The following is a 21475-nucleotide window of genomic DNA, read 5'->3' on the forward strand; positions in this document are numbered from 1 at the left end:
CGTTCGGATGATGGCGACTTCCTGCTACCTGATGACAGCTGGGGATTATCACGGCTGATTGACTGCGTAGTGGCTGCTCAACAGGCGAGAGCGGCACGCCAAGCAGGGGGTTTGGAGATGTCTTCACCGTCTGGTGACGTGCGCCGTCAGCCTGTGTCGGCGTGGGGCAGAGCAGGTTATGTGGTCTGTCTGTTCGTTACGTTGCTTACCAATGCGTTACTTGACGCGTACCTAGCGATGCGCGTTTACAGTGCCTACAACCTGTACAGCGAGCAACACGTGATTGGGTCGTTGCGCCTGACCTACATGGCGATTGTCGCTGCCGTGCTGGCCTTCGTCGGACTGGTAACGCTTGTTCCATACTTCGTGCGCAGCTTGAGGCTGTATGCGCAGGATTGGTGTTTCGTGCCTATGTTGATCGCTGTCGGCTGGCTACTGGTCGGAGGTGTGCTCTCTCTGGCGCTCGGCCTTTGACATCAGCGTTATCGGAGCACTGGGGTACAGAGCCGCCGTGAAGTTACGCGTCGCGTTCACAGGCCGAGCGTCATAGAGAGCACGCCGCCAACGAGGACCCAAAGCACGGTACGTGTCAACGTTTTTGAGGCGGGTTGGTCAGGAATTCTTCGGGTGAGCCTGGTCGGTGTCCTGGCTGGGCGGCTTGTTGATCCATACCGTGCCGGATAGGGCGGGTGGCTCGGGGTGCTTGCGCACGAACCGTTCCGGGGTGCGGGTGTAGGCGGCGGCGAGCACGTCGGCCCGGGCCAGGATCCGCGTCTTGTACGACGCGGAATACGTCCGCGACCGCGCCTTCGCCGGAACCTCCGGATCCGGCACCTGGTTGCTCGAACTCACTACAGGTCGACTCCTCGCTCGCCCTCAGCTCAACGTTTCTGCTTCAAGTCCTGCCTCACTGAAGGCTGACACAGAGGGCCGCCCGACGTTGCCGCGCTTCTGCTCCAGACGGAACCGCTCCTCCAGCGCGATGATGGCCAGGCATGGGTACGCGATCCGGCAGGTCAGGCAGGTGAGCTGTACGGCGCAGCCCCACCAGGTGACGGTGACGGAGTGAGCGGCCCGTATCCGGGCCACGGTTTCCGGGTCCATGGGGTCCCCTCTGAGTAGTGAGGGCGCGACTGCCTCGTTCACCGCGCCTGGGCTCCGCCCGTGCCCTGACAGCCAGGGCACGTCAACCTCAACCCGCATCTGGGACACCAGCGCGTTTTGACCTTGAACGAGAACAGCCCGGCCAGGAAGCCGAGTACTGCGGTTCCGACTAGCGCGAACGTGTACGCCACGTCCGTCACCTCCTGTGCCGGCATGGTGCGTCGCTATTCGGTGTCTCGACGGCCGCTGTCACGCGCTTCGAACCACTACCGGGAAGCCGCCGAGATGGTCTCGCCCCGGTTCGCGGGACGTGGCATGCTGCGCTCCATAGTGGACGTGCAATACGGAGAATGCAAGGCATGCAGACGCACGATCATCACTTGCCGCAGCTGCCTTTTATTGCAACTGCATAGCAGGGAGACTCTGACTACGACGGGAGCGAAGGGACATGGACTTGTCGGCTCGACGCCAGCCACCCACCGTGCGCCTGCGCCGGCTCGCCAGCGAGCTGCGCGGTCTGCGCACGACCGCTGGCCTGACCCGCGAGGAAGTGAGCGACCAGACCGGCATCAACCCCGCGACGCTCTACCGCATCGAAACAGCCAAGGTACGCCCACAGCGCCGCACCCTGATGGCGTTGCTGGACACGTACGGCGTGACCGACGAGGCTCGGCGCTCCGAGCTGATCGCGCTGTCCCGGCAAGCCACCCAACTCGGCTGGCTGCAACAGTTCGAGAGCGAGCTACCTGAGCAGTACACGACCTACATCAGCTTCGAGGGCGATGCCCGTTCGATCCGCAACTACGAGTCGCTGTTCGTGCCCGGCCTGCTCCAGACCGAGGAGTACGCCCGCGCGATCATCAAGGGCGTCCTGCCGTTCGCTAGCGACGACGAGGTGGAGCACCGCGTCGAGGCGCGCCTGCAGCGCCAGGAGGTGCTGCGCAAGAAGCACCCGCTCAGGCTCTGGGCGATCCTCGACGAAGCCGTGCTACACCGCCGCGTCGGCGGCACGACGGTCATGGTCAAGCAACTTCAGGCGCTGGTGACCGCCGCCAACCAGCCACACATCACGCTACAGGTGATCCCGTTCAGCAGCGGTGCTCACACGGGGATGCTCGGCTCATTCGTGGTCATGGACTTCCCTGACCCAGCCGACCCGGACCTGGTCTACATCGACAGCATGGCCGGCGACCTGTTTCTCGAGCGCGCGCCGGACCTGCGGCGTTTTACCATGCTCTTCGATCATCTGCAGGCGCTGGCGCTCGATCCGTCCGGTTCAGTGCGGATGATCGAGGCCCAAGCAGATGCGATCACGTAGAGAGGAGGGGCGGGATGAGCACAGCTGACCTGTCCCGCGCCCGCTGGAAGAAGAGCAGCCGATCGAGCGGCGACGGCCAGTGCGTCGAGGTGGCCGACCTCGGCGACGCCGTGGCCGTACGCGACAGCAAAGACCCCAACGGCCCTGTCCTGGTCTTCACGCCGGATGAGTGGACGGCTTTCCTGCACAGCGCGAAGGGCGGCTTGTTCGACCAGAGCTAAAGGGCTGCCCGCCTTCGTCGCTCAGCTGCCTTGTTTGCGCCGACACAGCCGCTTCTCCATACGCCCGCGTGGGGCCCTTGACCCCGCCGGACGAACGAGTGCCCGGCACAGCACCGTTACCACCTCGACAAGCTCACCCTGCTTGAGTAACAGAATGAGAAGCGGTCGGCCACTATCCGTCCCGGCACCGGCGACCATGGCCTGGCGCCAGTAGGCATCGTCATCCTCAGCGGAGACCGGGACTCGTTCCCCGCTAGCGGGGAGAGGATTTGAACCTCTGACCTCTGGGTTATGAGTAGCACACAACCCGTCTCACCCGTCCCGTCGCAGCCTACTTGAGCTGTGCAGACTCTCAGATCCGTCTCAGGTCGTCCCGGTCATTCCGCCCGGTGACCACCCGTCTTGGTCACACGTCTGGTCACGCTACCGACGTACTCCACCAGCGATTGTTGGCACGGTTGGCGGGTCAGGTAGTTGCGCCAGAGACCGCCGACTCAAGACTTAGGCAACACGTAGCCAACCACGACACCCAGCACCAGGAAGACGAACCCGGACACCACCGCGATCCAGATGTCATCCCGCTTCCTCTCCCAGAAGGGCGGAGCCTCGGAACGAGTACGGGTATAGATCACCGCCCGACGCAACCAGGCAGGCTTCCCGTGCGTAGCTTGATTGAAGATCAACAGAACCGCCACAACAGCTACCGCACTCCACTGAAGACTCTTCGATACCGCGCCGAGAGCCTCGATCACCGCATACGTAGCACCAAGCACCAGGATGGCAACTGCCCCTAGCAGCCAACGCCGCTGAATGAAGAACGCCCCACGTCGCTGGCATCTGCGTGCGACTCGTGCCACCTCGGCCGCCGCTCCGCGCGCAGTAAGGTCTGGGTTCTTCATCTCTAAGCGGGCAATCCGGCCGTCTAGCGTAAGCACCGCGCGAGTCTGATTGACGATAAGCATGAAGTCCGAGACCACTGGCTGCGACAACGTTGCGAGGTCATCGACGCTGTCAAGCGTGTAGTCGCCTGCGCTCAGGGTTGTCGTGCCCCCTAGGGCGGACAATATCTGGACAACCTCAGCCAGATCGTCGCGCCACATACGCACCCAGCCCAGGTCGTACGTGACGTACGTGTCATTCGTCTTTCTCGCTACCACGAGAGCAACCTAGTCGACACAGTCGTGGTTGAGCCGTCACGGCCATGCGCGCCACTAGCTCCGACATAAGTACGGCATGATGGACGATCCACAACGCCGCGCCTAGGCCGTACCGTCACGGGGTGACCCTTGCCGATGTGACGCGCGCCGGTGTGCTCGCCGCTATCGAAGAGTTCGACCATGGCGGTCGAGAGGCATTCCTGCGCTCGACCGGCTTCGGCCGCTCGCGCGCCTACTACCTCCAGCATGACGGTCGGCTCTACGACTCGAAGGCCATCACCGGTTATGCCCATGGGGTCAGCACCGGAACGGCGCTCGGCCCGACGGACTTCAGCGGTGGCGATAAGACGGTTGCTCAGCGGTTGGAAGCGCTTGGCTTCACCGTCCGGTACTTGCCCAACCCAGAGTGGACGCGCGACGAGATCATTCTCGCTTGTGAGCTAGTCAAGGCCAACAGCTGGGAGCGAGTGGACGCGAGCGACTCGCGAGCCAAGGCACTGTCGGAACTTCTACAGAGTCCCGCAATCCACCCGGTCGACCAACGCAACCCGGACTTCCGAAACCCTGCCGGCGTCGCGCTCAAGACTCGCAACATCGCCAGCACCCACCCCGACTACCGCGGGCGACCCACCAACGGCAACCGGCTCAACAAGGAAGTTCTCAATGACTTCCTCGCTGACCCCACGAAAATGCACGCCATGGCAGCCCGCATTCGCGAGCTGTTAGCCAGCGGCGCGGTCGTCGCCACCGACGTGCCGGACCCGGACCTTGACGACGTAGCCGCCAGGGAGGGCGGTGTAGCACTCCGTGCCCACCTCCGGTACGAGCGCGACCCAAAGCTTCGCCGCCACAAGATTGCGGACGCCAAGCGCCGCGGCGTACCGATCGCGTGTGAGGCGTGCGGCTTCGACTTCGCCCGTACCTACGGCCCCCGCGGACTCGACTACATCGAGTGCCACCACCGCACCCCCCTCCACGTCACGGGAGAGACGGACACCCGACTCAGCGATCTCGCCCTGATCTGCTCGAACTGCCACCGAATGATCCACCGCATAAAGCCTTGGCTAACGGTGGAAAAGCTGCGCGACCTCATAGACGCACAACAGTTGTCAATATAAGCGGGTAGAAGGGGGGCGCAAATGTACGGTCAGACTTGGGGCGACCTGGGGACTACCCCACCTGCACGCGCGTGGCAGATGCTGAGGAGTCTTCGCCACAACCCACCTGGATGGGCAAGCAAAGGCGCCCGTAAGGCGACCTTTGACGCAGCCCTCGAACAGGCCGAGCAACTCTTCACCGCGGCACAACTGGTTACTCCTGCCGCGAGCCCCCTTCTCTTGTTTTACGGACTTTCTCAGGCAGGCCGCGCTGTGGCGGCAGCGGTCATAGGCAAGGAATACAGCAACCAATGGCAGTTAAAGGGCCATGGCATCACTAACTCGGAAGCCAACGGATTAACTCCGGACACCCTCGCATCCCTTACCCTGCAGAACCAGGGAAGCGGCTCATTTACCCAGTTGGCTGACATTCTGGGCGCAGCCTCTCTACCAACTCCGTTGCCCCTCGGCGACCTGTGGTGTCTGCTGCCAGAAAGCACACGGTTCCCGCTCCCAGGAATGGGGATGGCACAACCGATTCATGTCAGCCTTGCGGCGTACGGCGTCAGCGATGAGCACAAAACGCCCGCACGGGTTCCTGTCCCGTCAGCATTGATGAACATGGTCGAGCCAACCGACGACCCATCGGGCGTAGCCGTGAACTGGAATCATAAGAGAGCGGCAGTTAGACAATTTCTCGAACAGTTCCCATCTCTCAATGGGTGGGAGTTTACAACACCAGAGGGGCAACCGATTGATGTCCTCGGCTACAGCACCGAGGTCACTCAGGTTAGGATCGAATGGAGGAAACGCCCCGACTTAAGTAACGACAAAGAACTGTTACGTCACACTGTCGGCTACCGCAGCGGGCATCTCGCTTTCCCCGCCATCGGCACCGACCCCAGACCGCCACACCCATTCCTGCTCTGGTGGGCCGCACTGTACGCCCTTTCGAAGCTTGCTCGCTACGAGCCGAGTTTGTGGGTGAAGTTAATTTCAGTTAACTCAAGCCCAGCAGCAGTAGCCATTGAACATATTCTGCATGAGGCAATAGCTGTGCTACCCGAACTAATCCACAGGACCATCTGCGAAGTCGCGGCCAGTGATCGATAGCTAGTAAGTCGCCGGCCTGCTAGCCGAAACTGGAGAGAGCCGTCGTTCGGAACGGGACCCAATGATCAGACTTTACGCATCAAGCGTTAACGATGCTGATTAAGGTGACGTATCGCCGAATTGAGCTGCGCAACGTAGTCAGGAAGGCTCCCCAATCTCTCTGCCGCATCCACGATCATCGGAGCATAGTCAGGCAGTCCACTAAGCTTCTCAGACGCCGCCACTATCATCGCGGCGTATTCCGCCAAGCTCCCCAGATTTTCCGCAGCACTCACAATCATCGAAACATATTCCGGCAGTCCGCGCAGATTCTCAGACGCCGTCGCCATCATGGGAGCGTAATCGGGCAAACCACTTAATGCGTCGGCTGATCGCGCCAAAATCATCGCAGCATCCGGGTCGGGAACGATACCAAACCGACCCGAGCTGCTGACTTCATCCAGGACAGCCGCAAGGAGACTGGCTGCCTCCCTATCCGTCTCCTCAAGCCGCGCCAGCGCATCACCAACCCTGTCGTGTGCTGACTCTAGAGCGTCGCCGATCATCTCCTGCAGTCGGTCTTCAGTCAGATCGCGTAGTCCCCGAAGTTCCGCCAAAGCGGGCGTCTCTCGCGCGACTTTCCATCGCCGTAGAGTTTCAATCGAATAGCCTGCACCCTGATTCCTGTCGACAATCTTATGATGCGCGACGCAGAGGAATATTAGGTTCGGGAACGCCCTTCGGTCTTCGTCACTTATGTCAGCCACGTACCGAGGACCATTTTGATTAGCAGCACATATATGCGCTATCTCCGCCTGAACGATGGGCTCCCCTTCAACGATTCGCACGATCCGTTCGATACAGTCAGGGTAGTAGCACATCGATCCACTTAAGGAAATGAGTCCTACCAAATCACCTGACTTGTAGCTGCGAGGATTGACCATTTCCGCGCCTTTCGATCGCCGCAAGCAGTAACCGCAACTTATCGATTGCCTTACGCGACTCTTTGCTACCGTCAGAAATCCGACACTGGGCTGACCGTCCAGTGCCATCTACCTGGAGCCCCATACGCCAGATACGAGAAGCGAGGTGCGCCGGAACTAGTTAACGGCGATCGACGAGCGCCCACCGCTGTTTCGCGTATACCGCCCCGGACCACTCCTGCACCGCACGCCACACACTCAGGCCGCATGGCTTCATGTCGACCTTGAGGCTGCCAAGGTTCCGGACACCGAGGAGCAGCGCATACATCGCGGCGAGCGTCTCCGTGTGGCCTACGACGAGTACTCGGCCGCTGGGGTGTCGGTCCAAGATGTTGCCCAAGTCTCTGGTAGCGCGGTCGAGGTAGTCCGTCCAGGTCTCGGCGTCGTGTGGTAGCGGACGGTTGGGGTTGTGCGGGTCGGTTGACCACCTTTCGTCGGGTTCACGATGCGAACCTACGTTCAGCGCTCGCCGGGGCTCGACAAGGACGCCGCTGCCACCGTCGCCAAGCTGATCCTGGCCTCAGGGAAGCCCTAGCAACCAGAAGGTACGACGCGCTGAAGTCTGGCCCACGGCGCCGTGGGCCAGACTTCAGCGCAAGCTGACGTGACGCTCGCCCACCGGATTCGCTCAGTCACTGTCGGGAAGCTCGATGAACGGCAAGCCCACTGCGGCGAGTTTCGTCTGCAAGTTCATGTCGCTGGTCGCAATGTAAAGGGCCGACCCTGGGTGCCTGGACTGGAGAAGCAGGCTTGACGCCACGAAACGATCATCCGGCACCGTCAGATCAAGCCAGGACGGAAGGCGATCATCCCTCGGCTCGATGTGCTCGAACACAGCGTAAACGTCGCCGGCTACTCGAACGCCCGCTTGGATGTCTCCATTAACCCGGAGGCTCTTGAGACGCCGATCCGCCCGCTTGGCTGCCTCACGAAGCTCCGGGGTTCGACCTGCACGCTTGAGGTCATCAATCTCGCGAAGCACGACAGGCAGAACATGAACCATGTACCTACGACCAAGCTCCTCGACATGAGCGGCCAGGTCGGGATTGTCGATCAACGTGTTCGTGTCCACCGTAAGCCGGATCCTGTACTCATCCGCTGGCAGCAGCTCGGCAAGCGAACGAAGCTCAGCAACGTCGGCCTCGATCTTCTCCACAGCAGCCGGGATGTTCGACGGGATGTGCTCACGGCGCTTCCGCACAAGCCACCGCTCCATGCGGCCTAGAGAGTCGTCAAGTCGCTTGCTTACTGTTGGCGTCGGGTGCGGAAACAGGAGCCGGAACCGTGGCTCCCAATCGCGAAGACGCCGCAGCAAGGCCATCCGCGAAGCCTCAAGCGCATCATCGTTCGCGCCCCATCCCCACTTGGCGGCACCAATGAAGACGACGAGGCCTCCGCCCCCACGGTTTGGGTCAATGTTCTTGATGGTTGAAGCGTCGAGCACCTTGAGGTAGCTCGCGTGGATCTCATCAAGCTCGGCAAGCAGGCGGTCGAGATAGGTCGGGGGTCTCGTTCCTCGTCCGGTCATCGGGTGATCGCTTCCCCATCGACTTGGCGGTAGGCAAGCCCATGGTCACAGATTTGGTTACCCGGACGCAAAAACGGCCCGCCAGATGATCTCTGGCGGGTCGTTTTCCCTGGTAGCGGGGAGAGGATTTGAACCTCTGACCTCTGGGTTATGAGCCCAGCCGCGTAGGTGCACTCACATCAGTGGCCCCGAGCGAGCCAGGCCTCCACGTCCTTCGCCTCGGCGCCGATGCTCGTACTCTCCCCATGCCCGGTGTGCACAACCGTCTCCGCCGGCAACCCCAACAGCTGCTCCCGAATGGACTCCACAATGGTCGGGAAGTCGCTGTACGACCTCCCCGTCGCTCCCGGCCCACCCTGGAACAGGGTGTCACCAGTGAAGACGACCCCCAGCGAAGGCGCGTACAAACACACCGCCCCCGGAGCGTGCCCCGGTGTGTGCCGTACCTCCAGTTCGGTCCCAGCCACGGCCAAGCGCTGCCCGTCAGCCAGCTCCCCATCCGGCGCCCGGTCCGGGTGGGTCATGTCCCACAGGACCCGGTCGGCCGGGTGCAGCAGGACCGGCGCCCCGGTCAGCTTCGCCAACGAAGGCGCGGCGTCGATGTGGTCGTTGTGCGCATGCGTGCAGACAATCGCCACGACCCGCCGCGAACCCACCGCCGCAGCGATCGCCGTGGCGTCGTGCGCGGCGTCGATCACGACAACCTCGTCGTCATCCCCCACGAGCCACACGTTGTTGTCGACGTCCCACGTGCCACCGTCCAGACTGAACGTCCCGGACGTGACCAGGTGCTCGACGCGTGCCGCCATCAGAAGACGACCACCGAGCGCAGCACCTCGCCCTTGTGCATCTTCTCGAACGCCTTCTCCACGCCGTCCAACGCGATCGTCTCGCTGACGAACGCGTCGAGGTCCAGCCGCCCCTGCAGGTACAGGTCCACCAGCATCGGGAAGTCCCGCGACGGCAGGCAGTCGCCGTACCACGACGACTTCAGCGACCCACCCCGCCCGAACACGTCCAGCAGCGGCAGCTCCAGCTTCATCTCCGGGGTCGGCACCCCAACCAGCACAACAGTCCCGGCGAGGTCGCGGGCGTAGAACGCCTGCTTGTACGTCTCGGGCCGCCCCACCGCATCGATAACCACGTCCGCACCGTTCCCGCCGGTCAGCGAACGGATCGCCTCCACCGGATCGGTACCAGAAGCGTTGACGACATCGGTCGCGCCCAAGTCGCGCGCCCACGAGAGCTTCCGCCCGTCGAGGTCGACCGCGATGATCTTCCCGGCCCCGGCCAGCCGCGCACCGGCAATAGCAGCATTACCAACGCCACCGCAGCCGATGACCGCGACGGAGTCCCCGCGTCCCACGGCACCGGTGTTGATGGCGGCACCCAGGCCTGCCATGACGCCGCAGCCGAGTAGGCCGGCCGCGGCCGGCGACGCGGCCGGGTCCACCTTGGTGCACTGGCCGGCGGCGACGAGGGTCTTCTCGACGAAGGCACCAATGCCCAGCGCCGGCGACAACACCGTGCCATCAGCCAGGGTCATCTTCTGCTTCGCGTTGTGCGTGTTGAAGCAGTACCAGGGCCGGCCGCGCAGGCAGGCGCGGCACTGCCCGCAGACCGCGCGCCAGTTCAGGATCACGAAGTCACCGGGAGCAACCGACGTGACATCGTCACCGACGGCTTCCACGATCCCGGCCGCCTCGTGGCCGAGCAGGAACGGGAAGTCGTCGTTGATGCCGCCCTCGCGGTAGTGCAGGTCGGTGTGGCAGACGCCGCACGCCTGGACCTTTACCAGGGCCTCCCCCGGCCCCGGGTCCGGCACGATGATCGTCTCAACGGTGACCGGCGCACCCTTTGAAAGGGCGACGACTCCGCGTACCTCGTGTGCCATACGAACTCCCGAAGATGGATTAGCGGAAAACGACCGTGCGGTTGCCGTTGAGCAGGACGCGCCGCTCGACGATCGCCTCGACGGCGTGCGCGAGGGCCAGGCATTCGACGTCGCGGCCGATCGCGGTGAGCTCGGCGGGGTTGTTGGTGTGGTCGACCCGCGCCACTTCCTGCTCGATGATCGGGCCCTCGTCGAGGTCGGCGGTCACGAAGTGCGCTGTGGCGCCGATGAGCTTGACGCCCCGCGTGTACGCCTGGTGGTAGGGGCGGGCGCCGGCGAAGCTCGGCAGGAACGAGTGGTGGATGTTCACCGCCCGCCCAGCGAGGGTTTCACAGAGCGAAGAGGACAGGACCTGCATGTACCGGGCGAGCACGACCAGGTCGACCTGGTGCTCGTCGACGATCTGCAGCAGGCGCGCCTCCGCCTCCGGCTTCGTCTCCGGGGTGACCGGCACGTGGTAGTACGGCAGCTTGTACGACGCTGCCAGGTCGGCGAAGTCCGGGTGGTTGGAGACGATGCCGACGATCTCGGCGTTCAGCGAGCCGATGCTCCACCGGAACAGCAGGTCGTTGAGGCAGTGCCCGAGCTTCGACACCATGATGAGCAGGCGGGGCCGGTCGTCGGCGGCGTACATGCCCCACTCCATGTCGGGGCGGGCCGTGGTCGCGGCGAACCGGGCCCGCAGCGCGGCGACGTCGAGGTCGACGCCGGCCCGCTGGAAGTGCGCGCGCATGAAGAAGTGGCCGGAGTCCTGGTCGCCGAACTGCTGGTACTCGACGATGTTGCAGCCGTTCGCGACGAGGAACCCGGTCACCGAGTGGACGATGCCGGGACGGTCCTCACAGGTCAGCGTGAGGACGTAGTCAGAAACAGGGCTCATGCGATCACAGTTCCGGGTAGAGCGGGTGGCGCTCGGCCAGCTTGGTGACCCGGGCCCGTAGATCGTTGCCGACCGCGTCATCGAACGACGGCTGGAGCGCGGTGGCGATGATGTCGGCCACCTCGCGGAAGTCGTCGGCCTGGAAGCCACGGGTTGCGAGGGCGGGCGTGCCGATCCGCAGGCCGGAGGTGACCATCGGCGGGCGCGGGTCGAACGGTACGGCGTTGCGGTTGACCGTGATCCCGACGCTGTGCAGCCGGTCCTCGGCCTGCTGGCCGTCGAGCGCGGAGTCGCGCAGGTCGACGAGGACCAGGTGGACGTCGGTGCCGCCGGTGAGCACCTTGACCCCGGCGGCCGGGTCGGTCGCCGAGAGCCGCTCGGCGAGGATGCGGGCGCCCTCCAGGGTGCGCTGCTGCCGCTCGGCGAACTCGGCAGACGCGGCCACCTTGAACGCCACGGCCTTCGCCGCGATGACGTGTTCGAGCGGGCCGCCCTGCTGGCCGGGGAAGACGGCGGAGGCGAGCTTCTTGGCCAGTTCGTCCGAGCCGGACAGGATGACGCCGCCGCGCGGGCCGCCGAGCGTCTTGTGCGTGGTGGTGGTGACGACGTGCGCGTGCGGCACCGGGTTGGGGTGCAGCCCGGTGGCGACGAGGCCGGCGAAGTGCGCCATGTCCACCATCAGGTACGCGCCCACGGAATCAGCGATCCGGCGGAAGTGCGCGAAGTCCAGTTGGCGCGGGTACGCCGACCAGCCGGCGATGATGAGCTTCGGCCGGTGCTCCTGCGCGAGCCGCTCCACCTCGTCCATGTCGACCAGGTTGTCGTCCTCGCGAACGTGGTAGGCGACGACGTTGTACAGCTTCCCGGAGAAGTTGATGCGCATGCCGTGCGTGAGGTGGCCGCCGTGCGCGAGGTCGAGGCCGAGGATCGTGTCGCCCGGCGTCAGCAGCGCCATCATGGCGGCGGCGTTGGCCTGCGCGCCCGAGTGCGGCTGGACGTTGGCGTACGCGGCGCCGAACAGCGCCTTCACCCGGTCGATCGCGAGCTGCTCGGTCACGTCGACGTGCTCGCAGCCGCCGTAGTAGCGGCGGCCCGGGTACCCCTCGGCGTACTTGTTGGTCAGGACCGAGCCCTGCGCCTCCATGACCGCCCGCGGAGCGAAGTTCTCCGAGGCGATCATTTCGAGGGTGGACTGCTGTCGCCGCAGCTCCTGACCGACGGCCTGGGCGACCTCCGGATCGAGCTCGGCGAGTGGCAGGTCCAGCAGCGTACGGGAATCGACATGCACCATGAGCAGACTCCTTCGCGGCGGCGTGGGTTGCACACTACGCCGCGCGTTGCGAATTACACAACGGTTACCCGAAGAATCCCATCCGGGCGCTGACCTCATCGGCCGCGGCGATGACCCGCTCCGCCACCTCCGGGAACGAGTCCGACGCGAGGCGGTACGCCGGGCCGGAGATGCTCAGCGCGGCGACCACGGAACCATCGGCGGCCCGGATCGGAGCGGCGACGGCATTCAGGCCCAGTTCGTACTCCTCGGCGGTGCTGCCCCAGCCTAGCTTCTTGATCTCCTCCAGCTCCCGTTCGAGCCGCCCCGCGTCGGTGACGGTGCTCTCGGTGAACCGCTCCAGCGCATGGCCAAGTACCGACTCACGGACACCGTGCGAGGCGTACGCGAGGAGAACCTTGCCGCTGGACGTGGCGTGCAGCGGGGTCTGCTTCCCGACCCAGTTGTGGCTGGCGACCGACGCGGCGCCGAGCACCTGGGTGACGTTGACGGCACGGTGACCGTCGAGGATCGCGACATTGACGGTCTCCCCCAGCTCGGCGGCCAGCCGCTCGCACGCCGGGCGGCTCTGCCGGGTCAGGTCGAGCTGCGCGGTGATCGCGCCGGCCAGCCGGACGATGCCGAAGCCGAGCCGGTAGGTGCCGCGCTCCTCGGCCTGCTCGACGAAGCCGCGGGTCTCCAGGACGGCGAGGAGCCGGAAGGCGGTGGACTTGTGTACGCCCAGCTCCTTGCCGATGTCGGTCACCCCCGCCTCGCGCCGGCGCGCCAGGATCTCCAGGATGCTGAGCGCACGGTCGACGGACTGGACGAGCGCGGGTGCGGACTCGGCGGAGTTGCTCATGGCGCAACGATAAGCGAGATTCCGCGATGCGGCGAGATCCACCCCGTCGTGTAAACACCGAATTTCATCTCTTGACGGGGCCCGGACCTGCGTGCACGCTGTTGCGTATCTCACGATCCGTTCCGCTATTCACAACGGCTCGATCCGAATCGGAGGCAATGGCGTGATTCGCAGCATCGCGGTCGTCGGCGCCTCGCTCGCCGGCCTCTCCGCTGCCCGCGCGCTGCGCAACCAGGCCTACGACGGCACGATCATCGCCATCGGAGCGGAGCCGCACGTACCGTACGACCGGCCGCCGCTGTCGAAGGCGTTCCTCGCCGGCACGTGTACCGAAGACGACCTGGCGCTCGGCGATCCGGACGAGTCCCTTGAGGTGGACTGGCGCCTCGGCACCGCCGCGGTGCGCCTGAACCCCGGCAGCCGCAGCGTCACCCTGGCCGACGGTTCGGAGGTCCACGCCGACGCGGTCATCCTCGCCACCGGCGCCCGCGCCCGGCAACTGCCCGGGACCGAGGGGCTCAACGGCGTACACACCCTGCGCACCCTCGACGACGCCGTGGCCCTGCGCGCCGACCTCGCCGCCGCCGAACGGCTCGTCGTGGTCGGCGCCGGCTTCATCGGCGCGGAGGTCGCCTCCAGCGCCCGGTCGCTCGGCCTGGACGTCACCGTCATCGAGGCGCTGCCCACGCCGCTCGCCGGCCCGCTCGGCGCCGAGCTGGGCGCGGTCTGCGCGGGCCTGCACGCCGACCACGGGGTGCACCTGCGCACCGGAGTCGGCGTCGCCGCCGTCACCGGCGGGTCCAGAGTGGAAGCGGTCGAACTCACCGACGGCACCCGGCTGCCGGCCGACGTGGTGGTCGTCGGGATCGGCGCGAGTGCGAACGTGGAGTGGCTGATCGGTTCCGGCCTCGACCTCGCGAACGGCGTCGTCACCGACGCGGCCGGCGCGACCAGGGTGCCGTCGGTCGTCGCGATCGGCGACTGTGCAGCGGCGTACTCCCCGTACGCGGGCGGGGTTGTCCGTAGCGAGCACTGGACGCACGCCCTCGAACAGCCGGCCGCGGCCGTCGCCACGCTGCTCGGCGAGCGGCGCGAGCACACCGCCGCCCCATACTTCTGGTCCGACCAGTACGGCGTGCGCATCCAGTTCGCCGGGCACCGCACCGGCACCGACTCCGTACGGATCGTCGAGGGCGACCCCGACCAGCGCAGCTTCCTCGCCGTGTACGAGCGCGCCGGCCGCCCGGTCGCCGTCCTCGGCATGAACCAGCCGAAGCTGTTCACCCGCTGGCGGCGCCAGTTGAGCGCCCCCGACCCCGCCCCGGCGTCCGCCGCATGACCGCAGGAGTACGCATGTCGCAACCCGTCTGCCCGCTCAGCGCCATCCCGAAGGGAGAGGCGTACCGGTGGGAGGTCGAGCCCCCGATCGCGATCTTCCACACGGAGGACGGCGAGGTCTTCGCGATCGACGACACCTGCACGCACCAGGACGCGTCGCTGGCCGACGGCTGGCTGGAGGGGTGCGAGGTCGAGTGCCCGCTGCACGCGTCCCGGTTCGACCTGCGCACCGGAAAGGTGGACGCGCCGCCGGCCAAGAAGCCGGTACGCACACACCAGGTCACCGTCACCGACGGCATCGTCCACGTCGCGGTCTCCGACGCCGCCCCCAACCTCCCGCCCGGAGTGTGAAATGACGTCACAGCGGTACGACTTCGTCATCGTCGGCGGCGGGTCCGCCGGCAGCGCCCTGGCCAACCGGCTGTCCGCCGACCCGTCCAACAAGGTCCTGGTCCTGGAGGCCGGCCGGTCCGACTTCCCGTGGGACGTGTTCATCCACATGCCGGCGGCGCTCACGTTCCCGATCGGCAGCAGGTTCTACGACTGGAAGTACGAGTCCGAGCCCGAGCCGTACATGCACAACCGGCGCATCTACCACGCGCGCGGCAAGGTGCTCGGCGGGTCGAGCAGCATCAACGGCATGATCTTCCAGCGGGGCAACCCGATGGACTACGAGCGCTGGGGCGCCGACCCGGGCATGGAGACCTGGGACTACGCGCACTGCCTGCCGTACTTCAAGAAGATGGAGAACTGCCTCGCGGCCGACCCGGACGACCCGTACCGCGGTCACGACGGCCCGCTGATCCTGGAGCGCGGCCCGGCCACCAACCCGCTGTTCGGCGCGATGATCGAGGCGGGCCGGCAGGCCGGGTTCCCGCTCACCAGCGACGTCAACGGCGAGCAGCAGGAGGGCTTCGCGCGGTTCGACCGCAACGTCCGTCACGGCCGGCGGCTGTCGGCGGCCCGCGCGTACCTGCACCCCGCGATGAAGCGCCCCAACCTCGAGGTGCGCACGCGCGCGCTCGTCACCCGGGTCCTGTTCGACGGCGACCGCGCGACCGGGGTGGAGTACACGAAGGGCGGTTCCGGCACGCCGCGCCGGGTGTACGCCGGCGAGGTGATCCTGTGCGGCGGCGCCATCAACACGCCGCAGCTCCTGCAGCTGTCCGGCGTCGGCAACGCCGACGAACTACGCGCGCTGGGCATCCGGCCCGTGCACCACCTCCCCGGCGTCGGCGAGAACCTCCAGGACCACCTTGAGGTGTACGTCCAGCACAGCTGCCTCCAGCCGGTGTCGATGCAGCCGTACCTGGCGAAGTGGCGCGCCCCGTGGATCGGCGCCCAGTGGCTGTTCCTGCGTAAGGGGCCGGGCGCCACCAACCACTTCGAGGCCGGCGGCTTCGTACGCAGCAACGACGATGTCGCGTACCCGAACCTGATGTACCACTTCCTGCCGATCGCGGTCCGCTATGACGGGTCCGCGCCCGCCGGCGGCCACGGCTACCAGGTGCACGTCGGTCCGATGTACTCCGACGCCCGCGGCTCGGTGAAGATAAAGAGCCCGGACCCGCGGGTGAAGCCGGCGCTGCGCTTCAACTACCTGTCCACCGAGCAGGACCGGCGGGAGTGGGTCGAGGCGATCCGGGTGACGCGGAAGATCCTCAACCAGCCGGCGCTGGACCCCTTCAACGGCGGCGAGATCTCCCCCGGCCCGTCGGTGGAGACCGACGAGGAGATCCTCGACTGGGTCGCCCGGGAGGGCGAGACCGCGCTGCACCCGTCGTGCACGGCGAAGATGGGCACCGACGAGATGTCCGTCGTCGACCCGACCAGCATGCGCGTACACGGGGTGAAGGGTCTGCGCGTCGTCGACGCGTCGGTGATGCCGTACGTGACCAACGGCAACATCTACGCGCCGGTGATGATGGTGGCCGAGAAGGCAGCCGACCTGATCCTGGGCAACACGCCGCTGGCCGCCTCCGGCGTGCAGTTCTACCGGCGCCACAGCGGCTGACCGCCATGGCCATCAAACCCTTGACGCGCGTCCCCGCTCGCGGGATGGTGTTGTTTCTTATTCAGCGCGCTGATGCGTATGGCGCAACTTGGAGCCAACCGTGACAGAGCTGTACGTCGGCGGAGAATGGCGCACCCCGGTCGCCGGTGGTAGCCGCGAAATCCGCTGCCCTGCCGACGGCAGCCTGGTCGCGACCGTCGCCGAAGCCACGCGCGAGGACACCCTCGCCGCCATCGCCGCCGCGCGCGTTGCTTTTGACTCCGGCCCCTGGCCGTCGACCCCGGCCCGCGAACGCGGCGCGCTGCTCCTGCGCTTCGCGGACCTGATCGAACGGGACGCGAAGGACCTCGCCCGCGCCGAATCGCTCGACACCGGCAAGCGCCTGGTGGAGAGCGAATACGACATGGCCGACGTCGCCTCGTGCTTCCGGTACTACGGCGGCATCGCCGGCACCGACAGCGGCCGCGTCATCGACACCGGCCGCGCCGACGCGATCAGCCGGGTCGTGCACGAGCCGATCGGGGTGTGCGGCCTCATCACCCCGTGGAACTACCCGCTGCTGCAGACGTCGTGGAAGGTCGCCCCGGCCCTCGCCGCCGGTAACACGTTCGTCCTCAAGCCCAGCGAGCTGACGCCCTCCACGGCGATCCTGCTCATGCGGATCCTCGAAGAGGCCGGGCTGCCGGCCGGCGTCGCCAACCTGGTGCTCGGTGCCGGCGCTTCAGCGGGGGCGCCCCTGGCCGAGCACCCGGACGTCGACCTGGTGTCGTTCACCGGGGGCCTGTCCACCGGGCGCGGAATCATGGCGGCCGCGGCCGCGACGGTGAAGCGGGTCGCCCTCGAACTGGGCGGCAAGAACCCGAACATCATCTTCGCCGACGCCGACTTCGACACCGCCGTCGACTTCGCGCTCACCGCGGTCTTCCTCCACTCCGGGCAGGTCTGCTCCGCTGGCGCCCGGCTCGTGGTGGAGGAGTCGATCCACGACGCCTTCGTCGACGCCGTGGTTTCGCGCGCTGAGAAGATCCGCCTCGGCGGCCCGTTCGACCCCGACGCGGAGACCGGCCCGCTGATCTCCGCCGCGCACCGGTCCAAAGTGGAGGCGTACGTCGCGGCCGGTGTAGCGGAGGGTGCGGTCCTGCGCTGCGGCGGCCGCCGACCCTCCGAGCCGCATTTGGCTGAGGGCTTCTACTACCGGCCGACCGTGCTGGACCGCTGCCACGCCGGCATGAGCGTCGTACGCGACGAGTCCTTCGGACCCGTCCTCACCGTCGAGACCTTCACGACCGAAGACGAGGCCGTCAGAATCGGCAACGACACCGACTACGGCCTCGCCGGGGCGGTGTGGACCCAGGACGCCGGCAAGGCGCAGCGCGTCGCGCAGCGGCTGCGGCACGGCACCGTCTGGATCAACGACTACCACCCGTACGTGCCCCAGGCGGAGTGGGGCGGGTTCAAGCAGTCCGGGATCGGCCGCGAGCTGGGCCCGACCGGGCTCGACGAGTACCGCGAGACCAAGCACATCTGGCAGAACATCGACCCCCGTCCGCAGTACTGGTTCCGCGGCTAGAGCGCGCAGGAGAGGCGTCATGAGTACCGAGACGGCGGCGCCGCCGCAACAGCAGGCCATCGAGTCCCGGTCCCCGGTCATCTCGGTCAGGGACCTGTGGAAGGTGTTCGGGCCGAAGGCGGACCAGGTGCCCGGCTCGCCCGAGCTGGCCGGGCTGTCCCGGCGCGAGCTGATGGACCGCATGAACTGCACGGCCGCGGTTCGTGAAGTCACGTTCGACGTGGCGCCCGGCGAGGTGTTCGTCGTGATGGGGCTGTCCGGCTCCGGCAAGTCCACCCTGGTCCGGTGCCTGACCCGGCTCATCGAGCCGACCGCGGGCGAGGTGGTGTTCGAGGGCGAGGACATCCTGCACGCGGACAAGAAGCGGCTGCGCGAACTGCGCCGCCAGAAGTTCTCCATGGTCTTCCAGCACTTCGGCCTGCTCCCCTACCGGCGGGTCGTCGACAACGTCGCGTACGGCCTGGAGATCCGCGGCACCGGCAAGTCCGAGCGCACCAAGCGCGCCATGGAGATCATCGAACTCGTGGGCTTGAGCGGGTACGAGAACTCGTACCCCGACCAGCTGTCGGGCGGCATGCAGCAGCGGGTCGGGCTGGCCCGAGCGCTCGCCGGCGACCCGGACGTACTCTTCTTCGACGAGCCGTTCTCCGCGCTCGACCCGCTCATCCGCCGGGACATGCAGAACGAGGTCATCCGACTGCACCGCGAGGTCGGCAAGACGATGGTCTTCATCACCCACGACCTGTCCGAGGCGCTCAAGCTGGGCGACCGGATCCTCATCATGCGCGACGGCAAGATGGTGCAGTGCGGTACGGGTGACGAGCTTGTCGGCGCGCCCGCCGACGACTACGTCCGGGATTTCGTCCGCGACGTGCCCCGCTCCCACGTCCTCACGCTGCGGTGGATCATGCGGGAGCCGCGGCCGGACGACGTACTGGACGGCCCGGAACTCGGCCCGGACGTCATCGTGCGGGACGCCATTCGGGTGGTGCTCGCCGCCGAGAAGCCGGTGAAGGTGGTGGCGGACGGGAAGCTGCTCGGGATCGTCGGCGATGAGGAGATCCTCGCCGTGGTGGCCGGCACCGAGGCCGGTGCCTGATGGCCGTCACGACCACGACCACGCGCCCCGCCGTCGCGCCGGCTACGGCCCGTCGGGGGCGGCGCGCCAGCCGGCCCCTCGTCGTGGTCGGCATTCTGGCGATCTGGGTCGTCGGTTGGCTCCTGCTGCGCCATCGGGACACGCTGGCGCTGGGCAAGGCGGACCTGACGCCGCTGCACCGCTGGATCAACGACGTCAACGACACGGTCGGCGCCAACCGCAACACCAGCCCGATCTTCCTGTACTTCTTCAATGAGATCCGCCTGGTCATCGATACCCTGGTCACGTTCGTCCAGGGGCTGATCGCGCAGCCGTCGTTCGGGCGGCCGGTGCCCGTCCTGGGCTGGCTGGGCGTGGTCGCGCTCGTCGCGTACGCCGCCTGGGCGTTCGCCAACTGGCGGGTGGCGCTGCTCGCCGCGGCCGGGTTCGTGCTGTTCGGCCTGCAGGGGCTGTGGCGGGAGAGCATGGACACCCTCGCCCTCACGCTGTCGGCGGTCCTCGTCGCCCTGATCTTCGGCATCCCGCTCGGCATCTGGGCCGGGCTGTCGGACCGGTTCAACCGGCTGATCACACCGGTGCTGGACTTCATGCAGACCATGCCGACGTTCGTCTACCTCGCGCCGCTCACCCTGTTCTTCCTGATCGGACCGGCGTCGGCGACGATCGCGACCCTGATCTACGCCGCGCCGCCGGCTATCCGCCTCACCGCGCACGCCATCCGGTCGGTGCCCGAGTCGCCGCGCGAAGCGACCGAGTCGCTCGGTGCGACTCGGTGGCAGACGCTGACGAAGGTGCTGCTGCCGCTGTCCAAGCGCACCATCGTGCTCGGCGCCAACCAGACGATCATGGCGGCGTTGTCGATGGTGACGATCGCGGCCCTCATCGATGCGCCCGGCCTGGGCAAGACGGTCATCAAGGCGCTGCAGACCCTCGACGTGGGCACCGCGTTCAACGCGGGGCTCGCGATCGTGGTGATGGCCATCGTCCTGGACCGGGTCACGACGGCGGCGAGCGCGCGGGTCGAGGAGGGCCGCCGGCACGTGGGCGGCCGGGCTGAGCGCCTGCGCCGGCCGCTACTGGCCGCCGGCGGCGTCGCGGCGCTGGTCTGCGCGTACCTGTCGTACACCTACGTCTGGGCGGCCGAGTTCCCGTCCGGCTTCGAGGTCGGCAGCTACGTCTCGCGGGCCGCCTCCGCTGTGACCGACTGGGCCCAGGGTGACGTCGGGACCGTCACCGGAGGTATCAAGGAAGCGGTCACCGTCGGCCTGCTGAACCCGTTCCAGGGCTTCCTGTCGGATTCGCCGTGGTGGCTGGTCGGCGCGGTCGTCGTGGCGCTCGCCGCGCTGCTCGGCAGTGTCCGCGCGGCCGTCACGGCCGCGGTGTGCGTGGGGCTGCTGGTGGCCACCGGGCTGTGGCAGGACAGCATGAGCACGCTTGCCATGACGATCGTCGCGACGCTGCTGACGATGGCGCTGGGCGTCCTCGTCGGGGTGTGGATGGGCCGCAACCGGCTCGCCGACCGGATCATCCGGCCGGTGCTGGACGCCGGCCAGACCATGCCGGCGTTCGTGTACCTGATCCCGTTCCTGGCCCTGTTCTCGGCCACCCGGTTCACCGCGATCGTCGCGGCGGTCGTGTTCGCCGCACCGGTTGCGATCAAGATCATCGCGGACGGGATCCGGGGCGTGCCCGAGACGACCGTGGAGGCCGCGACGGCGGCAGGGTCGAGCACCTGGCAGCTCATCACGAAGGTCCAGCTACCGATGGCGCGCCAGGCGCTGGTCCTCGCCGCCAACCAGGGCCTCATCTACGTGCTGTCCATGGTGGTCGTCGGCGCGCTCGTCGGCGCCGGCGCGCTCGGCTACGACGTGGTCGCCGGGTTCTCCCAGAACCAGCTGTACGGCAAGGGCCTCGCCGCCGGCGTCGCCATTGTCCTGCTCGGCATCATGCTCGACCGCATCACGTCCGCCGCGGCGCAGCGGTCGGGCGGCGGAACGATCCCCAGATACAAGTAAGGCGAATCGGCACGTACCAACAGGTGAACCGAC

Annotated in this window: 22 protein-coding genes; 11 read left to right on the forward strand and 11 right to left on the reverse strand. The window is 66.7% G+C overall.

The genetic code is table 11. The annotated features are described in order from the left end of the window. Window positions 1-117: 117 nt before the first annotated feature. Window positions 118-474: a hypothetical protein gene (locus HC028_RS16665; RefSeq protein WP_168078252.1), complete on the forward strand. Its 357-nt coding sequence runs from the start codon at window positions 118-120 to the stop codon at window positions 472-474. A gap of 138 nt (window positions 475-612) precedes the next feature. Here the strand turns inward: HC028_RS16665 and HC028_RS16670 are convergent, their stop codons facing one another. Next, on the reverse strand, window positions 613-852 hold the full coding sequence (locus HC028_RS16670; RefSeq protein WP_168078169.1) for a hypothetical protein: 240 nt from the start codon (window positions 850-852) through the stop codon (window positions 613-615). Window positions 853-876: 24 nt separating this feature from the next. Further along, complete coding sequence (locus HC028_RS16675) at window positions 877-1104, reverse strand: hypothetical protein (protein ID WP_168078253.1); 228 nt, start codon at window positions 1102-1104, stop codon at window positions 877-879. Window positions 1105-1552: 448 nt separating this feature from the next. Between HC028_RS16675 and HC028_RS16680 the strand changes: the two genes are divergently transcribed. After that, entirely contained in the window at window positions 1553-2422 is an 870-nt protein-coding gene (locus tag HC028_RS16680; RefSeq protein WP_168078254.1) for a helix-turn-helix domain-containing protein, read from the forward strand. Window positions 2423-2436: 14 nt separating this feature from the next. Next, on the forward strand, window positions 2437-2643 hold the full coding sequence (locus HC028_RS16685) for a DUF397 domain-containing protein (RefSeq protein ID WP_168078255.1): 207 nt from the start codon (window positions 2437-2439) through the stop codon (window positions 2641-2643). 494 nt (window positions 2644-3137) lie between these two features. Here HC028_RS16685 and HC028_RS16690 read toward each other — a convergent pair whose 3' ends face one another. Beyond that, window positions 3138-3800: a hypothetical protein gene (locus HC028_RS16690; RefSeq protein WP_168078256.1), complete on the reverse strand. Its 663-nt coding sequence runs from the start codon at window positions 3798-3800 to the stop codon at window positions 3138-3140. A 122-nt stretch (window positions 3801-3922) separates the two neighbouring features. Here HC028_RS16690 and HC028_RS28510 point away from each other — a divergent pair, with 122 nt between their 5' ends. Further along, on the forward strand, window positions 3923-4918 hold the full coding sequence (locus tag HC028_RS28510) for an HNH endonuclease (protein ID WP_203981440.1): 996 nt from the start codon (window positions 3923-3925) through the stop codon (window positions 4916-4918). Between the two features lie 78 nt (window positions 4919-4996). Beyond that, on the forward strand, window positions 4997-6010 hold the full coding sequence (locus HC028_RS16700) for a YaaC family protein (protein ID WP_420850188.1): 1014 nt from the start codon (window positions 4997-4999) through the stop codon (window positions 6008-6010). Window positions 6011-6096: 86 nt separating this feature from the next. On the opposite strand, the gene HC028_RS16705 is transcribed toward HC028_RS16700, so the two are convergent. The 8 genes from HC028_RS16705 to HC028_RS16740 form a co-directional block, all read right to left on the reverse strand. Next, the gene (locus HC028_RS16705) at window positions 6097-6933 is read right to left on the reverse strand and encodes a hypothetical protein (RefSeq protein ID WP_168078258.1); all 837 of its coding nucleotides are present in this window, start codon (window positions 6931-6933) and stop codon (window positions 6097-6099) included. A 160-nt stretch (window positions 6934-7093) separates the two neighbouring features. Then, complete coding sequence (locus HC028_RS28735; protein WP_168078324.1) at window positions 7094-7435, reverse strand: histidine phosphatase family protein; 342 nt, start codon at window positions 7433-7435, stop codon at window positions 7094-7096. A gap of 165 nt (window positions 7436-7600) precedes the next feature. Continuing rightward, window positions 7601-8500, reverse strand: coding sequence for a PIN domain-containing protein (locus HC028_RS16715; protein ID WP_168078259.1), 900 nt, complete (start codon window positions 8498-8500; stop codon window positions 7601-7603). A gap of 179 nt (window positions 8501-8679) precedes the next feature. Next, window positions 8680-9309, reverse strand: a complete 630-nt coding sequence (locus HC028_RS16720; RefSeq protein ID WP_203981439.1) for an MBL fold metallo-hydrolase — start codon at window positions 9307-9309, stop codon at window positions 8680-8682. Then, window positions 9309-10394: an S-(hydroxymethyl)mycothiol dehydrogenase gene (locus HC028_RS16725; RefSeq protein WP_168078260.1), complete on the reverse strand. Its 1086-nt coding sequence runs from the start codon at window positions 10392-10394 to the stop codon at window positions 9309-9311. The genes HC028_RS16720 and HC028_RS16725 overlap by 1 nt, the downstream gene beginning before the upstream one ends. Before the next feature lie 19 nt (window positions 10395-10413). Next, a complete protein-coding gene (gene purU, locus HC028_RS16730; protein ID WP_168078261.1) occupies window positions 10414-11274 on the reverse strand; it encodes a formyltetrahydrofolate deformylase in 861 nt (286 codons plus the stop codon). A 4-nt stretch (window positions 11275-11278) separates the two neighbouring features. Continuing rightward, the gene (glyA, locus tag HC028_RS16735; protein WP_168078262.1) at window positions 11279-12565 is read right to left on the reverse strand and encodes a serine hydroxymethyltransferase; all 1287 of its coding nucleotides are present in this window, start codon (window positions 12563-12565) and stop codon (window positions 11279-11281) included. Window positions 12566-12629: 64 nt separating this feature from the next. Further along, window positions 12630-13406, reverse strand: coding sequence for an IclR family transcriptional regulator (locus HC028_RS16740; protein WP_168078263.1), 777 nt, complete (start codon window positions 13404-13406; stop codon window positions 12630-12632). A 163-nt stretch (window positions 13407-13569) separates the two neighbouring features. Here HC028_RS16740 and HC028_RS16745 point away from each other — a divergent pair, with 163 nt between their 5' ends. The 6 genes from HC028_RS16745 (at window position 13570) to HC028_RS16770 (ending at window position 21442) form a co-directional block, all read left to right on the forward strand. Beyond that, window positions 13570-14745: an NAD(P)/FAD-dependent oxidoreductase gene (locus HC028_RS16745; protein ID WP_239075591.1), complete on the forward strand. Its 1176-nt coding sequence runs from the start codon at window positions 13570-13572 to the stop codon at window positions 14743-14745. A 14-nt stretch (window positions 14746-14759) separates the two neighbouring features. Beyond that, a complete protein-coding gene (locus tag HC028_RS16750; RefSeq protein WP_168078264.1) occupies window positions 14760-15095 on the forward strand; it encodes a bifunctional 3-phenylpropionate/cinnamic acid dioxygenase ferredoxin subunit in 336 nt (111 codons plus the stop codon). 1 nt (window position 15096) lies between these two features. After that, window positions 15097-16758 carry a choline dehydrogenase gene (betA, locus tag HC028_RS16755; RefSeq protein ID WP_168078265.1) on the forward strand — a complete coding sequence of 554 codons (1662 nt, stop codon included), beginning with the start codon at window positions 15097-15099 and terminating at the stop codon, window positions 16756-16758. A 100-nt stretch (window positions 16759-16858) separates the two neighbouring features. Then, window positions 16859-18328, forward strand: a complete 1470-nt coding sequence (locus HC028_RS16760; protein WP_168078266.1) for an aldehyde dehydrogenase family protein — start codon at window positions 16859-16861, stop codon at window positions 18326-18328. A 19-nt stretch (window positions 18329-18347) separates the two neighbouring features. Then, complete coding sequence (locus HC028_RS16765; RefSeq protein ID WP_168078267.1) at window positions 18348-19427, forward strand: quaternary amine ABC transporter ATP-binding protein; 1080 nt, start codon at window positions 18348-18350, stop codon at window positions 19425-19427. Then, window positions 19427-21442 (forward strand): ABC transporter permease, encoded by a 2016-nt coding sequence (locus HC028_RS16770; RefSeq protein ID WP_168078268.1) that lies wholly within the window; start codon window positions 19427-19429, stop codon window positions 21440-21442. The genes HC028_RS16765 and HC028_RS16770 overlap by 1 nt, the downstream gene beginning before the upstream one ends. Window positions 21443-21475: the final 33 nt, after the last annotated feature.

Origin of the sequence: Planosporangium flavigriseum (assembly GCF_011947225.1) — a bacterium.
Classification (GTDB): Bacteria; Actinomycetota; Actinomycetes; order Mycobacteriales; family Micromonosporaceae; genus Planosporangium; species Planosporangium flavigriseum.

Coding starts and splice junctions, on each gene's coding strand:
- HC028_RS16665 (WP_168078252.1), top strand. CDS start 118: ATGTCTTCACCGTCTGGTGACGTGCGCCGTCAGCCTGTGTCGGCGTGG.
- HC028_RS16675 (WP_168078253.1), bottom strand. CDS start 1,104: ATGGACCCGGAAACCGTGGCCCGGATACGGGCCGCTCACTCCGTCACC.
- HC028_RS16680 (WP_168078254.1), top strand. CDS start 1,553: ATGGACTTGTCGGCTCGACGCCAGCCACCCACCGTGCGCCTGCGCCGG.
- HC028_RS16685 (WP_168078255.1), top strand. CDS start 2,437: ATGAGCACAGCTGACCTGTCCCGCGCCCGCTGGAAGAAGAGCAGCCGA.
- HC028_RS16700 (WP_420850188.1), top strand. CDS start 4,997: ATGCTGAGGAGTCTTCGCCACAACCCACCTGGATGGGCAAGCAAAGGC.
- HC028_RS16705 (WP_168078258.1), bottom strand. CDS start 6,933: ATGGTCAATCCTCGCAGCTACAAGTCAGGTGATTTGGTAGGACTCATT.
- HC028_RS16715 (WP_168078259.1), bottom strand. CDS start 8,500: ATGACCGGACGAGGAACGAGACCCCCGACCTATCTCGACCGCCTGCTT.
- HC028_RS16720 (WP_203981439.1), bottom strand. CDS start 9,309: ATGGCGGCACGCGTCGAGCACCTGGTCACGTCCGGGACGTTCAGTCTG.
- HC028_RS16725 (WP_168078260.1), bottom strand. CDS start 10,394: ATGGCACACGAGGTACGCGGAGTCGTCGCCCTTTCAAAGGGTGCGCCG.
- purU (WP_168078261.1), bottom strand. CDS start 11,274: ATGAGCCCTGTTTCTGACTACGTCCTCACGCTGACCTGTGAGGACCGT.
- glyA (WP_168078262.1), bottom strand. CDS start 12,565: ATGGTGCATGTCGATTCCCGTACGCTGCTGGACCTGCCACTCGCCGAG.
- HC028_RS16740 (WP_168078263.1), bottom strand. CDS start 13,406: ATGAGCAACTCCGCCGAGTCCGCACCCGCGCTCGTCCAGTCCGTCGAC.
- HC028_RS16750 (WP_168078264.1), top strand. CDS start 14,760: ATGTCGCAACCCGTCTGCCCGCTCAGCGCCATCCCGAAGGGAGAGGCG.
- betA (WP_168078265.1), top strand. CDS start 15,097: ATGACGTCACAGCGGTACGACTTCGTCATCGTCGGCGGCGGGTCCGCC.
- HC028_RS16765 (WP_168078267.1), top strand. CDS start 18,348: ATGAGTACCGAGACGGCGGCGCCGCCGCAACAGCAGGCCATCGAGTCC.
- HC028_RS16770 (WP_168078268.1), top strand. CDS start 19,427: ATGGCCGTCACGACCACGACCACGCGCCCCGCCGTCGCGCCGGCTACG.